Raw genomic sequence first — 13721 nt, 5'->3', positions numbered from 1 at the left:
AGCACGACAAGCAAGGGGGGCGAAGAGCGCTTCATCCCTGGCTCAACGTGCGGACAGGCGAGAGCGTTGCCGCCCTGCCTTTTGATGCGTTAACGCCGGGCCGCCGCGCTGCGGTCGCGGACCTGGCCGAATTCGGAGGTCGGCTTCCAGGTCGGCCATTCGTCGCCGTTGGCGAGGTCCAGGCCCAGGCGATAGAGCAGGGTCAGGTTCTCGACCGCCGAGCGCAGATCCCAGTCGGCCGACCACTCGTCGCTGGGGCGATGATAGTCGGCGCCGAACTTGGCTTTCCAGGCCGCCAGACCCGCCTCGCGGCCGCCCTCGACCCAATCCACCCCGTGCCAGGGCATCAGGGCCGGCACGCCCGCGCGCGCGAAGGGGAAGTGGTCGGAGCGATAGTAGAAATTCTGTTCCGGCTGGCCGTCGTCGGAGACGTAGCGGCCTTCCTGTTCAGCCAGGGCCTGCAGGTCGTCCTCGAGGCTGTTCTGGCCCTTGCCGAAGATGGGCACGTCGCGGGTCGGGCCGCTGAGAGGCAGCATGTCGATGTTGATGTCGGCCACCGTCGTCTCCAGCGGATAGACCGGATCGGCGACATAGGCGTAGGCGCCCAGCAGGCCCATCTCCTCGGCCGCCATATGGGCGAAGACGAGGGTGCGCTTCGGCGTCGGGGCGGCCTTCAGCTGGCGCGCCATCTCGACCACGCCGACCGTGCCCGATGCGTTGTCCCAGGCGCCGTTGAACACCTTGTCGTCGCCCGCCGTGTTTTCATTGACGCCGACATGGTCCCAGTGGGCGGAATAGATGACGACTTCGTTCGGGCGCTCGGTCCCGGTGATGCGCGCCAGCAGATTGTGGGTGCGCAGGATTTCGATCGATTCCTGAGCCGAAGCGGTGATCCGCGTCTCCAGCGCGAAGGCGCGGAAGTCGCCGGTCTCGAGGCGGGCCTTCAGCGACGCCAAGTCTACGCCCATTTCGGCGGCGACGTCGCGGTTGACGGCGCCGCTGAGGGTCAGTTCGGCCGAGCCGGGCGTCAGGGTGCGCGTGCGTCCGGCGCCGGCGGTCTCGCGCCGCCAGGCGGCCGAACCGGCATCGCCGTCGACGATCGTCAGAACGGCCACAGCGCCGCGCCGCCTGGCCTCGTCGGCCTTATAGGCGGCGGACTGATAGGTGGTGGCGTAGGGGCCGTTGAACAGCTCGCCGTCCGGCTCGCCCGCCACGACCAGGACGACCGCGCCGGTCACGTCCAGATCGCCGTAGTCGTCCCAGCCCCGCTCGGGGGCATGGATGCCGTAGCCTGCGAAAACGACGGGCGCGTCGATCACCCGCCCCATGGCCGCATCGTTCATCGCCCGCAGGGTGAAGTCGGTTCCGGCGGTCAGGGCGCGGCCCGTCGTGGCCGCTCCGGCCCAGGTCAGGGCGGGCTCGCCCTGGGGCGTCAGGCGCTTCAGGTCGATGACCTGCAGCCACTGGCCGTTCGGACCGCCGGGCTCCAGCCCCATGGCTTCATACTGGGCCTGCAGCCAGTCCAGCGTCTTCTTCTCCCCCTCCGTGCCGGGATAGCGGCCCTGGAAGTCGTCAGCGCTGATGACGCGGATCTCGTCGGACAGGCGCTGGGCCGAGAAGTCCTGGGCCGAGGCGGCGCCCGCGACGAGGATCAGCGCGGCGGCGGCGACGCTGCGAATGAAGCGATGGTGCATGGCGTTTCCTTCGGCCTTCCCCACGAGGCCGTTCCCTATAGTCTTAGGGCGGCCCCTTGCGAGGCCGCCCCTTACATTTTCGTCATGTTCGACCGATGGGCCGGATCAGCGGCGCTGAGCGGCGCTCTTGGCGCGTTCCGGGCCGAACTCCGAGCCGGACTTCCATTCCGGCCAGTCGCGGCTGTTGGCCAGATCCTGACCGACCTTGAACATGATCTCCAGGTCCTGGAGCATGCCGGAATAGTCCCAGTCGGATTCCCACTCGTCCGCCGCCTGGTGATAGCGGTTGGCGCGATAGTCGGCGGCGCGCGCCAGACGCGGCTCGATCGGGGCGTCGACGAACTCGCCCGTCGAGGACAGATAGGCCATCGGCACGCCCTTCTTGGCGAGCGGGAAGTGGTCGGAGCGGAAGTAGATGCCCGCCGCCGCCCCGGCGTCGCCGACGAAGCCGCGCCCTTGCGCCGCGGCTGCCGCGATCACCGGCTCGTCCAGTTCCGAATGGCCGTAGCCGGTCACGCCCAGCTTGTTCATCCGACCGAAGACGGCGGCCGAGTCGATGTTGAAGCCGCCGACGGTCTTCTCCACCGGGTACAGCGGGTTGGCGGCGTAGAATTCCGAACCCAGCAGGCCGCTTTCCTCGCCGGTGAAGCTGATCATGACGATGGTGCGCTCCGGCCGCGGTCCGGCCGACCATTGGCGCGCCATCTCCAGCAGGGCCGCCGTGCCCGAGGCGTTGTCGATGGCGCCGTTGAAGATGCGGTCGCCGTTGGCGTCCGGCTCGCCCATGCCGATGTGGTCCCAGTGGCCGGTGTAGAGGATGGTCTCGTCCGGGTGGGTCGAGCCTTCCAGCTTGGCCACGACGTTGTGGGTGACGATGCGTTCGGACTTCACGTCCATGCGGGCGTCGAGGGTCGCGCCGGTCAGTTCGACGGGCTGGAAGTCGCGGCTGCGCGCCTTGATCTTCTCCTGCTCGAAGTCGAGACCCGCGCGGCGGAACAGGTCGACGGCCAGATCACGCTGGATCCAGCCTTCCATGGCGACGCGCTCGGCCGACGGATCGGCGCGAACGATATCGAACTGCGGCACGCCCCAGGAGTTGGCGACCGTGGTCCAGCCGTAGGAGGCGGGCTTGGTCTCGTGGACGATGAGCACGCCCGCCGCGCCCTGACGGGCGGCTTCTTCATACTTGTAGGTCCAGCGGCCGTAATAGGTCATGGCCTCACCCCCGAAGGTGTTCAGCGACGGGTCTTCGAAGTCGGCGTCGTTGACCAGGACGACGATCACCTTGCCGCGCACGTCGGTCTTGAAGTCGTTCCACTGACGCTCGGGCGCGCTGATGCCGTAGCCGACGAAGACCAGCGGCTTGTCCTTCAGATCAACGCCGTCGGAAGGCAGGCGGGTCGTCATGGTGACTTCCTGGCCCTGCGTCAGCGGCTGGCTCCAGTCGCCCAGCTTCAGCTGGCCCGAGACGTTGGAGACGGTGAAGCGGTTCAGGCCGACGGCCTGGGTCCAGCCGCCGTTCTCGCCGCCCGGCGCGAAGCCTGCCGCCGCATACTGGCGGCTCAGATAGTCAATGACCTTCTGCTCGGCCGGGGTGGCGATGCCGCGACCCTCGAAGCTGTCGTCCGACAGGACGCGGATGTCCTCGGAAATGCGCGCGGCGTCGAAGGCGGGCGCGGTCTGGGCGACGGCGCCGCCGGCCAGCGAGGCGGCGAACGCCAGAACGGCGATGGACGTTGAAAGACGCATACAGTCTCACCTCTCGGAGAATTCGATGGCGGGACCGTAGTGAGCCGGATCGCGGGAGTCGACAGCCAAGCGCCGCGTCGACGGCGCCTGGCGGGGACAGGGAGGGGGAGGATCAGGCGGCGGCCAGAGCCTGGTCCAGGTCAGCGATCAGGTCGTCGATATGCTCGATGCCGACGGACAGACGCACCGTGTCCTCGGTCACGCCCGCCTTTTTCAGTTCGTCGGGCGACAGCTGGCGGTGGGTGGTCGAGGCCGGGTGGCAGACCAGCGACTTGGCGTCGCCGATGTTGACCAGGCGGGTGAAGATCTTCACCGCGTCCTGGAAGCGGGCCCCGGCCTCGCGGCCGCCCTTGACGCCGAAGGTCAGCAGACCGGACGCCTTGCCGCCGAAATACTTCTGGATCAGGGCGTGATCCTTGTGCTCGGGAAGGCCGGCGTAGTTGACCCAGTCGACCTTGGGGTGGGCCTTCAGCCATTGCGCGACGGCGGTGGCGTTCTCGACGTGGCGATCCATGCGCAGGGCGAGCGTTTCCAGCCCCTGCAGGATCAGGAAGCTGTTGAACGGCGAGATGGCCGCGCCGGTATTGCGCAGCAGAACGGTGCGCGCCCGCCCGATGAAGGCCGCCGGGCCGAAGGCCTCAGTATAGACCACGCCGTGATAGCTGACTTCGGGCGTGTTCAGGCGCGCGAAGCGGTCCTTGTGCTCGGCCCAGGGGAAGGTCCCGCCGTCGACGATTGCGCCGCCGATACTGGTGCCGTGGCCGCCGATGTATTTGGTCAGGGCGTGGACGACGATGTCGGCGCCGTGCTCGATCGGCCGGGTCAGGTAGGGCGTCGGCACGGTATTGTCGACGATCAGCGGCAGGCCTTGCGCGTGGGCGGCGTCCGCCAGCGCGGCGAAGTCCACCACATTGCCGAGCGGATTGCCGATGGATTCGCAGAAGACCGCCTTGGTCCGCTCATCCGTGTTGGCCGCCACCGCCGCGATGTCGTCGGCGTCGATGAAGCGCACCTCGATGCCGTACTGAGGCAGGGTGTGGGCGAACAGGTTGTAGGTGCCGCCATAAAGGGCGCCCGTGGCGATGATGTTGTCGCCGGCCTCGGCGATGGTCAGGATCGCATAGGTGATCGCCGCCATGCCAGAGGCCACGGTCAGGGCTGCGACCCCGCCCTCCAGCGCCGCCAGACGCTGCTCCAGCACGTCGGACGTCGGGTTCATGATGCGGGTGTAGATGTTGCCCGCCACCTTCAGGTCGAACAGGTCGGCCCCGTGCTGGGTGTCGTCGAAGGCGTAGCTGGTGGTCTGATAGATGGGCACCGCCACCGATTTGGTGGTCGGATCGGGCGCATAGCCCGCGTGCACGGCGAGGGTGTCGAACTTCATGGCTTCCCCGGGAGCTTTCGACGCAAGGCGCGCCGATTCACACCAGCCTTAGCAAAGCTCGCCGTGAAATGGGATTTCAGTTTTTCTGCGAGAGCGGTCAGATTTTCTGACCGCCCCGCATGATGACGTCAGTTGTTGAAAAGGAAGTGCATGACGTCGCCGTCCTTGACGACGTAGGCCTTGCCTTCGGCGCGCATCTTGCCCGCTTCCTTGGCGCCCGCTTCGCCCTTCAGCGCGACGTAGTCGTCGAAGGCGATGGTTTCGGCGCGGATGAAGCCCTTTTCGAAGTCGGTGTGGATGACGCCCGCCGCCTGCGGCGCCGTGGCGCCGACGGGGATGGTCCAGGCGCGCGCTTCCTTCGGCCCGACGGTGAAATAGGTCTGCAGACCCAGCAGGTCGTAGGCGCCGCGGATCAGGCGGTTCAGGCCCGGCTCCTCCAGACCCAGGGTTTCGAGGAACTCGGCCTGTTCGGCGTCGTCCAGCACGGCGATCTCGGACTCGATCTGGGCCGAGATGACCACGGTCTGGGCGTTGTCCGCCTTGGCACGCTCGGCGACCTTGGCCGACAGCTCATTGCCCTCGGCGGCCGAGCCTTCCTCGACGTTGGCGACGTAGAGGGCGGGCAGGGCGGTCAGCAGCTGCAGCATGTCCCAGGCCTTGCGGTCTTCCTTGGACACCTCAGCCAGACGCGCGGGCTTGCCGTCGCGCAGCTTCTCGAGCGCGGCGTCGATCAGCTTGAGGTTCAGCTGGGATTCCTTGTCGCCGCCCTTGGCGCGCTTCTCGATCTGGACGCGGCGACGCTCCAGGCTCTCGAGGTCGGCCAGCATCAGCTCGGTCTCGATGATCTCGAGGTCGGAGATGGGATCGATGCGGTTCTCGACGTGGGTGATGTCGTCGTCGATGAAGCAGCGGGCCACGAAGGCGATGGCGTCGCAGTCGCGGATGTTGGCCAGGAACTGGTTGCCCAGACCCTCGCCCTTGGAGGCGCCGCGCACCAGACCGGCCACGTCGACGAAGGTGATGCGCGCGGGGATGATCTCTTTCGACCCGGCGATGGCGGCCAGGGCGTTCAGCCGGGCCTCGGGCACGGCCACGTCGCCGGTGTTCGGCTCGATGGTGCAGAACGGATAGTTGGCCGCTTGGGCCGCCGCCGTCTTGGTCAGGGCGTTGAACAGGGTGGACTTGCCGACGTTGGGCAAGCCGACGATCGCGACTTTCAGGGCCATGGTATTCCTCGTGAGCGCGAGCCTTTAGCCGGTTCGGGCCAGTTTGTCAGGCTCGCGCCGCCAAGAGAGGGTTTTACTCCTCCGAATCCACCACCGGCGGCTGCTTGACGGCTGCGTGGACGCCGATGGGGCCGGCCTTCTCGAACGTCAGGGTGAAGGAGGCCACGCCGCCGTCGACCAGCGGATCGCGCAGGCCCATCAGCATGATGTGGTTGCCGCCGGGCTTCAGCTCGACCGGGGTTCCGGCAGGCAGCGGCAGGCCGTCGTGCAGGTGGGCCATGCTCATGACCCCGTTCTCCATCTTCATCTCATGCACCTCGGCCGACTGGGCCAGGGCGGTCGAGACGCTGACCAGACGGTCGTCGGAGCCTGCCGTCAGGGTCAGGTAGCAGCCGCCGACCTTGGCGCCGTTGGGCGTGGGGCGGCACCAGGCGTCGGCGACCTGGACCGTGCCGGGCGCGACCGTGGCGTCCTTGGCGGCTTCGGCCGACTTTTCGGCGGGCTGGCCGCAGGCGGCGAGGCTGAGGGCGGCGGCCGACAGGGCGGTCAGGGCGAACAGACGTTTCATGTTGAAGCTCCTTCTCAAGAGGCTGCGACGGGCTTGGACCCGGTGAACGCACGCACGGCTCGGTCGAGCAGCAGGGCGGCCACGAGGCTCAGTCCCGTCAAGGGATAGAGGATGGACAGGGGGATGACGATGCACAGCACGACAATTCGCGCGCGGGGGTCGGGCGGCGGGGGCGGGGCGCCGACAAGGCCGCGCGACAGGCTGGGCGGGCGGCGCTTCCACCACATGACCAGACCGCTGATCGCCAGCAGCCAGACGGCGATGCAGCCGATCAGCATGACGATGCGGTTGATCCAGCCGAATTGCATCCCCTGGTGGACGGCGATGCCCCATTCAAAGCCCTTGGCCATGACGCCGAACTGGCTCCAGCGCAGGTCGGCCTTCACCGCCCCGCTGGCGCCGTCGACATAAAGGCTGCGGGCGTCCTCGGCCTTGCGGGTCTGGCGAGCGACGGTCCAGGCCAGATCAGACGACTGCGGAATGCTGACGGTGAAGGGGCGGGGCAGGCCCCGTTCGTGCGCCGTCTGAAGCACGCGGTTCAGGCTGGGGGCTGCTGGATCATGCCCGTGGCTGTGATCATGGGCAGGCAGGACGGCGTTTTCCAGCGTCCAGCCCACGCCCGCCGGGGCGTCGTGGGGCTTGGCGTGGCTCCAGGGACTGGCGGCGGCGGGCGCGGGCGGGCGGCCCAGTCCGGTGTCGCGCATGACACCCATGAACTGATCGCCCCAGACGGCTGACCACGGCATCCCGGTGACTGCAAGGAAGATGATCACCCCGCCCACATAGATGCCGGTCAGGGCGTGGACATCGCGCCAGAACGGGCGGCGCCCGGCGTCCGTCTCACGCGGCCGCAGCACGGCGCCGGTGCGGCGGCGCGGCCACCACAGATAGATGCCGGTGGCGCACAGGATCATGGCCCAGCCCGCAACGATCTCGACCAGAATGTTCAGCGCTGTCCCGATGGGGCCGCCGAACAGGCTGAGGGAGTGCAGCTTCTTGATCGTCTCGGTCACGCCGCCATAGCCGGTGACGCCGGTGACTTTGGCCGTGTGCGGGTCGACGAAGACGGTGCGCTGGGCGCCGTCGGGCCGGTCGACGCGGACGCGCACGGCCTGATCGGCGCGGTCAGGGACCAGCACGTTCGCCGCCCGGCCTTCGCCTGCGCGGGCGGCGGCGGCCAGCCACTGATCGGGATCGGCCTGCTGGGCGCTGGCCGGAACCTCGATCATGGAGCGATAGACGGCGTGGTCGATCTCGTCCTTGAACAGATAGAGGCCGCCCGTCAGCGTCAGCAGCATCAGGAACGGCATGACCAGCACCCCGGCGTAGAAGTGCCAGCGCCAGACGGCCCGATAGGCGCCGGACATCACGTCCGGCGCCCTGGTCTTGAGAGAGGCTGTCATCAGTAGGCCATCCGCAGGCCGACGGAGACCGAACGGCCCTCGCCGGGGAAGAAGACGCCAGTTTGCGTCTTGCTGGCGTCGGTCACGGCCGAAAACTCGCCGACATAACGCTTGTCGGTCAGGTTGCGCGCGTCGATGTAGACCGAGGTTCTGGCGTTGATGTTGAAGCCGCCCGTCAGCCCCAGCACGGCGTAGTCCGGCGCCTTTGTGGTGTTGGCGTAGTCGACGTAGGGACTGGACATCCGCCACTCGACCGACGGTGTGACGAAGACGCCCGTCGGGTGGCGCCAGGTCAGCTCGGCGCGATACTGGTGCTGGGGCACGACCGGCAGACGATTGTCGCCCCAGCGCGCGTCGCCGTCGAAGCGGAAGTCGCTCCAGTTATAGACCTGACGCAGCATCAGCGACCCGTCCGCCAGTTCGACCGGCAGGGTCCAGTCCAGCCCGGCCTCGATCCCCTGGTGGATGGTCTTTTTGGCGTTGAAGGTGGCGGCGGGGATGTCGGGGCTGGTGATGAAGTTCAGCATCTCGCCCTCGATCCGGCTGCGATAGGCGACCAGATCCCAGGCCAGAGGCCCATGACGGCCGCGCGTGCCGATCTCGCCGGTCCAGGCGTCCTGAACCTCGACCGGGGTGAATCCGGTCAGCGGCGCCTGCACCAGGGCGCCATAGGTCGGCGGTTCGACCGAGCGGGTCAGGTTGGCGAAGACCTGGGCGCCGCTTTCCGCTTCCCTCAACAGGCCCATGCGCGGAGAGAACCACTCATAGTCCCGGCTGGCGTTATTGGCCGGGGTCATGCGGTCCAGATAGTCGCGCGTGGCGCGCCCCCATGAGCCGCCTGCGACCAGGGCCAGCTGGTCGGTCACGAACAGCCGCCCTTCGGCGAAGACGTCCAGACCGGAGGCGTCCTGACGCGCGTCGGCGGTCTTGGCGCCGCGCAGCCCGGCGAGGTTCACATAGCGCAGGGCCTCGACCTCTCCCTCGCGCCACGAAAAGCCGTAGAAGGCGTCGGCGCGCAGGCCGCCGATCTGGCCGGTCCAGTCGATGCGGGCGAAGGCGCCGCGCGTGGCGCTGTCCTGATCCATAACCTGGAAGATCGGGTGATAGAGCGACTTCTCCCAGCCCCAGACGGCGCCCTCGAACAGGATGGATTCATTGAAACGCCAGCGGGTCTGCAGCGTCAGCCGCTTGACCGTCAGATCGCGGGCCTGATCGCCGGACAAGGCGCTGGCGGCGGCCTTGCGCGGCGTGGTCAGCGCTTCTTCCAGCGTCAGGGAGCCGGGCATGTCCTGTTTGATGTCGGCGGCCTGGGCGATCAGGCGCACCTCGCGGTCCTCGCCGAAGGACCGGCCCGCATTGACGGTCAGGCGGCCTTGCGACTGTTTGCTGTGGTCGCGCCAGCCGTCGCCCTGCATGGCCGTGGCGGCGGCGTAGACATCCCAGTCGCCATAGGTCTCGGCGACGGCGCCGTGTGCACGCACGAAGCCGTAACTGCCGCCCTCGATCTGCATCAGGGCGCGCTGGCGGGCGGTGCGGCCGGTCGGTGTGACGAGGTTGATGGTGCCGCCGAGTTGCGCCCCGCCGAAGCGCAGGGTGTTGGCGCCCTTCCACACCTCGACATAGCGGGCGCTGAGGGAATCCACGCTCTGGAAGTCGGAAAAGCCGTCAGCGTCGGCGAAGGGCACGCCGTCCTGGGCGAACAGGACGCCGCGCTGGTGGAAGCCCTGGGCGATGCCCGAGCCGCGGATGGACAGGCGGCTTTCCTCGCCGAACCGCTTCTGCGCCAGCACGCCGGGGACATTGCGCAGGGTGTCGGAGAAGCCCTGGACGAAGCGGTCGGAGTAGCTTTCGGCCGACACCACGGCGACGGCGCCGGGGGTGCGGCTGAGACGGTCGCGGGCCTCGGCCACTACGGTCGGGTCTTCGGCGTTGCGGCGGCCGGTGACGATGATGCTGTCGACGACGGTTGGGCTGTCAGCGCCCGGAAGGCTGTCAGCGTGAGCAAGGGCGGGCGCCAGGCAGGCGCCGATCAGCAGGGCGCACGGCGCCGCAGCGGTCTTGAGAGACATGGAATTTGTATCCTGAAAACAGATGTACGGCCGCGCAGGCCTTCAAGCAGGCGCGCGGCGTCGATGGGTCTGGTTTTCAGGCGTGAGGCGGGGCGCGCGACGGCGGGCGCGGCGGGGCGCGGGCCGGGGGCGGAGGGCTGGCGATGAAGGGGGTGTAGACGACGGCCTGCGTCAGGCGCACGACCGGCGCCGGTTCCGGCGCGGCGGGCGCGGGCAGGGCGGCCAGCAGAGGCATGACGCAGGCGGCGCACTTGGCCCCCATATGCTCCTTGATCGGGCCGTCGACGCCGCCGGACTGGATGGTCTGGGGACCGTCGGCCGAGCAGATGACGATGGGCTGGCCGGGCGTGGAGGCCGCCAGCGCCGCGAACGGCATCAGGCTGCCGATCACGATGGCGAACGTCGCGGCCAGGAAGGCCAGCGAGCGCCAGGTCGACCAGTTTTCTGCCTGAGAGCGGGTCACGATGCCTGGCCCTTAAACCTTCCTACGCGGGGAAGCCAGACCGGCCGGGGGCGACGCGGGGTCGCGCGACGCCTCGACAATGCCGCTTTTCCCGTGCCAGCGTAGCGGTCGGACAGTCATCGAGGATACGCATGATCCGCGCCATCGGACCTTTCGCTCTCGCCCTGCTTCTCGCGGCGCCCGCAGTCGCGCAACAGGTGGAGGAGGGGCCGGGCGGTCCCGACCGCGTGTCTCTGACCGTCTATAATCAGAACATCGCCCTTGTGGAGGACGTGCGGAACCTGAACGTGCCCGCCGGGCGCTCGCGTCAGGAGTTTCCGGGCGTGTCCGCCAGCATCCGGCCCGAGACGGTGGGGCTGTCGGGGCGCGGTCTGTCGGTGGTCGAGCAGAACTTCGACTATGACTTGCTGACGCCGGGCAAGCTGATGGAAAGCGCTGTCGGCAATGAGATCGGCATCGTCCGCACCAATCCCGGTTCGGGCGCGCAATCGACCGAGCGCGCGCGCGTGCTGGCGGCGAATCAGGGCGTGGTGCTGCAGATCGGCGACCGCATCGAGGTGCTGCGCGACGACGGCGTGCCGACGCGCGTCATCTTTGACCGGGTGCCGCAGAACCTGCGCCCGCGCCCGACGCTCAGCGTCACCCTGGACGCCGAGAGGGCAGGCCGCCGCGAAACGACCCTGTCCTATCTGACCAGCGGTCTGACGTGGAAGGCGGACTATGTCGCCCGTTTCGACGAGAAGGCGGGCAAGCTGGATTTGACCGGCTGGGTGACGCTGACCAACAACTCGGGCGCGACCTTCAGCAACGCCCAGACGCGGGTGGTGGCGGGCGACGTCAACCTGATCAATCAGGGCGGCTATAATCCGCGTCCGCCGGTCCGTGTGTCCAACACGCGCGGCAATGGCACCCAGTCGGGCGGGCAGGGCGCGCTGGCCGACGTCTATGTCTATCCGCTGCCCGAGGCCGTGACGGTCGCCAACAACCAGACCAAACAGGTCGGCCTGATCGACGCGGCGGGCGTGCCTGCGACCAAGCGCTATCTGCGGGTCATCGACGGCTTCTACACGGCCGAGGAGCCGGCGGCGGCCGAGGTCGGCGTCATCTTCGCCAACGGATCGGGTGATGCGGCGCGCGCCCTGCCTGCGGGGGTGATCCGCGTCTATGTGAAGGATGAGGCGGGCGAGCCGCGCTTCATCGGCGAAAGTCAGGTCGACCACTCGCCCGCCGGGTCCGAGATCGTGGTGACGACCGGCGACGCCTTCGACGTGACCGTGCAGCCGCGTCTGGTGTCGTCCGAGCGGGTGTCGAAGCGGTTGGTCGACTATTTCCGCACCCGCTACGCCATGGAGTACGTCGTCCGCAACGCTCGGCCCGAGCCGGTGACGGTCGAGGTGCGCCAGCGGGGTCTGGGCCGCGACACCGAACTGACGGACCAGAGCATCGAGGGCGAGATGCGCGACGCGCGCACCGTCGTCTGGCGCGTGCCGGTGCCCGCCAACGGCGAGACCAGGCTGACCGCGACCATCACCACGGGCGGCTGATCCCATGCGCCGCCTTCTGGCGATCACCACAGCGCTGAGCCTTCTGGCGCCCACGGTCTGGGCGCAGACGGAAAGCGTGTCCGCGCGTCCCGACGGGGCGACGGTGGTCATCTATCGTGATCAGCCGGTCGATACGGTCGCCCTGATGGAGCAGTCGCGCCAGCCGTGGAGCAGGCTGGACCGGCAGGGTCTGGCCCTGATCGTGGAGACGCGCACGGTCGATCTTCCGGCGGGCGAGGGGATCATCCGTTTTCGAGGCCTGGCCACCGGCGTCGTGCCGCAGAGCGCGGTGCTGGAGGGCCTGCCCGCCCATGTGATCGAGCGCAACGCCGACTTCGACCTGCTGTCGCCCGCCAGCCTGATGGAGAAATCCATCGGCGAGGTGGTGCGCGTCGTCCGCACCAATCCCGCGACCGGCGAACAGGTCGAGAAGGCCGCCGTCATCCGCGCGGGCGCCCAAGGAACCGTGCTGGAGATCGACGGCCGGTTCGAGGCGCTGGACTGCTCTGGCCAGACCGAGCGGGTGGTTTTCGACCGCGTGCCCGAGGGGTTGGGCGATCAGCCGACCTTGTCGGTTCGCACGCGCGCCGAGCGGGCGGGACGGCACACGGTGACGCTGGCCTATCTGACCACAGGATTGCAGTGGTCGGCCGACTATGTGGCGCGTCTGGACCCCACGGACGGGACGATGGACCTGACCGGCTGGGTGACGCTGGCCAATTTCGGCGGAACGGGCTTCCCAGACGCGCCGGTGCAGGTGGTGGCGGGCACGCTGAGGAAGGACGAAGGCACCACGCCGGTCGAGCCGCTGGTCCGCTATCAGCAGAACCAGTGCTGGCCGCAGGGGACGACGACGCTTGGGTCCGGCGAACTCGCGAACTATGGCGCGGCGCCTCCGGCGCCCCCTCCGCCGCCTGCGCCTGCTCCGATGATGCGGATGGCGGTTCAGGAAGCGGCAGCCGATATCGTCGTCACCGGCAGCCGTGTGGCGCGTCAGGGCGAACTGGGGGACTACAAGATCTACACTCTGCCTGAGCCGACGACGGTCGCCGCGCGTCAGACCAAGCAGGTGCGCTTTCTTGAGCGCGAGGGCGTGTCCTATGAGCGGGTCTATCGCGCCGGAGTGCTGAACGCAGACGAGGAGGCGCAGCCTACGGCCATCGTCATGAAGCTGCGCAACGAGGAGGGCGCCGGGCTGGGTGTGGCCCTGCCGGGCGGGTCGGTGGCGGTGATGCAGCCGGACGGCGCGGGCGGTGTTCTGCTGGCCGGTCAGGACCGCTTCGAGGACAAGGGCGTGGGCCTGCCGGTGCGGCTGACCTTCGGCGAATCGCCCGACGTGCGGGTGCAGACGCGGCTGGTGAAGTCGGGCAGGTCGACGCGCGGCGCCGTCACGACCGAGCGCACTGAGGTGGAGACCACTGTCACCAACGCCCGATCCGAGCCGGTGACGGTTGAACTGGTCGCAGACGCCGCCATGCAGCGCGGCTTCCGCATCCGCAGCCAGTCGGTGCGCAGCCGGGTGGACGACACCGGCTATCCGGTGTGGACGCTGAGCGTGCCCGCGAACGGCGCGACGACGCTGAAGGCGGTATGGACGACGACGGATTGATCGACCCTCTCC

10 protein-coding genes are annotated in these 13721 nt (G+C 68.5%); 2 read left to right on the top strand and 8 right to left on the bottom strand.

The features are described from left to right. Positions 1-89 precede the first annotated feature (89 nt). From ACWIDZ_RS02610 to ACWIDZ_RS02575, 8 genes are all read right to left on the bottom strand, one after another. A complete protein-coding gene (locus ACWIDZ_RS02610; RefSeq protein WP_453988371.1) occupies positions 90-1694 on the bottom strand; it encodes a M28 family peptidase in 1605 nt (534 codons plus the stop codon). A 105-nt stretch (positions 1695-1799) separates the two neighbouring features. Beyond that, complete coding sequence (locus ACWIDZ_RS02605) at positions 1800-3443, bottom strand: M28 family metallopeptidase (protein WP_453988372.1); 1644 nt, start codon at positions 3441-3443, stop codon at positions 1800-1802. Positions 3444-3555: 112 nt separating this feature from the next. After that, positions 3556-4827, bottom strand: a complete 1272-nt coding sequence (locus tag ACWIDZ_RS02600; RefSeq protein ID WP_453988373.1) for an O-acetylhomoserine aminocarboxypropyltransferase/cysteine synthase family protein — start codon at positions 4825-4827, stop codon at positions 3556-3558. 128 nt (positions 4828-4955) lie between these two features. Beyond that, positions 4956-6053 (bottom strand): redox-regulated ATPase YchF, encoded by a 1098-nt coding sequence (gene ychF / locus ACWIDZ_RS02595; protein ID WP_291776269.1) that lies wholly within the window; start codon positions 6051-6053, stop codon positions 4956-4958. Positions 6054-6126: 73 nt separating this feature from the next. After that, entirely contained in the window at positions 6127-6621 is a 495-nt protein-coding gene (locus ACWIDZ_RS02590; protein ID WP_453988374.1) for a copper chaperone PCu(A)C, read from the bottom strand. A 14-nt stretch (positions 6622-6635) separates the two neighbouring features. Further along, positions 6636-8024 (bottom strand): PepSY-associated TM helix domain-containing protein, encoded by a 1389-nt coding sequence (locus tag ACWIDZ_RS02585; RefSeq protein WP_453988375.1) that lies wholly within the window; start codon positions 8022-8024, stop codon positions 6636-6638. Then, the gene (locus ACWIDZ_RS02580) at positions 8024-10093 is read right to left on the bottom strand and encodes a TonB-dependent receptor family protein (protein WP_453988376.1); all 2070 of its coding nucleotides are present in this window, start codon (positions 10091-10093) and stop codon (positions 8024-8026) included. The genes ACWIDZ_RS02585 and ACWIDZ_RS02580 overlap by 1 nt, the downstream gene beginning before the upstream one ends. Before the next feature lie 76 nt (positions 10094-10169). Beyond that, positions 10170-10556: a DUF2946 family protein gene (locus ACWIDZ_RS02575; RefSeq protein WP_427791857.1), complete on the bottom strand. Its 387-nt coding sequence runs from the start codon at positions 10554-10556 to the stop codon at positions 10170-10172. Positions 10557-10687: 131 nt separating this feature from the next. On the opposite strand from ACWIDZ_RS02575, the gene ACWIDZ_RS02570 reads away from it, so the two are divergent. Then, complete coding sequence (locus ACWIDZ_RS02570) at positions 10688-12100, top strand: DUF4139 domain-containing protein (protein ID WP_453988377.1); 1413 nt, start codon at positions 10688-10690, stop codon at positions 12098-12100. 4 nt (positions 12101-12104) lie between these two features. Continuing rightward, entirely contained in the window at positions 12105-13709 is a 1605-nt protein-coding gene (locus ACWIDZ_RS02565) for a DUF4139 domain-containing protein (RefSeq protein WP_453988378.1), read from the top strand. Positions 13710-13721: the final 12 nt, after the last annotated feature.

Source organism: Brevundimonas sp. NPDC055311 (assembly GCF_053645695.1).
Note: the sequence above shows the minus strand (reverse complement) of the source record. Positions and strands in the feature narration are given on the sequence as shown.

Bases quoted from the DNA above. Each gene is read 5' to 3' on its own strand.
- ACWIDZ_RS02610 (WP_453988371.1), bottom strand. From the start codon at position 1,694: ATGCACCATCGCTTCATTCGCAGCGTCGCCGCCGCCGCGCTGATCCTC.
- ACWIDZ_RS02605 (WP_453988372.1), bottom strand. From the start codon at position 3,443: ATGCGTCTTTCAACGTCCATCGCCGTTCTGGCGTTCGCCGCCTCGCTG.
- ACWIDZ_RS02600 (WP_453988373.1), bottom strand. From the start codon at position 4,827: ATGAAGTTCGACACCCTCGCCGTGCACGCGGGCTATGCGCCCGATCCG.
- ychF (WP_291776269.1), bottom strand. From the start codon at position 6,053: ATGGCCCTGAAAGTCGCGATCGTCGGCTTGCCCAACGTCGGCAAGTCC.
- ACWIDZ_RS02590 (WP_453988374.1), bottom strand. From the start codon at position 6,621: ATGAAACGTCTGTTCGCCCTGACCGCCCTGTCGGCCGCCGCCCTCAGC.
- ACWIDZ_RS02585 (WP_453988375.1), bottom strand. From the start codon at position 8,024: ATGACAGCCTCTCTCAAGACCAGGGCGCCGGACGTGATGTCCGGCGCC.
- ACWIDZ_RS02580 (WP_453988376.1), bottom strand. From the start codon at position 10,093: ATGTCTCTCAAGACCGCTGCGGCGCCGTGCGCCCTGCTGATCGGCGCC.
- ACWIDZ_RS02570 (WP_453988377.1), top strand. From the start codon at position 10,688: ATGATCCGCGCCATCGGACCTTTCGCTCTCGCCCTGCTTCTCGCGGCG.
- ACWIDZ_RS02565 (WP_453988378.1), top strand. From the start codon at position 12,105: ATGCGCCGCCTTCTGGCGATCACCACAGCGCTGAGCCTTCTGGCGCCC.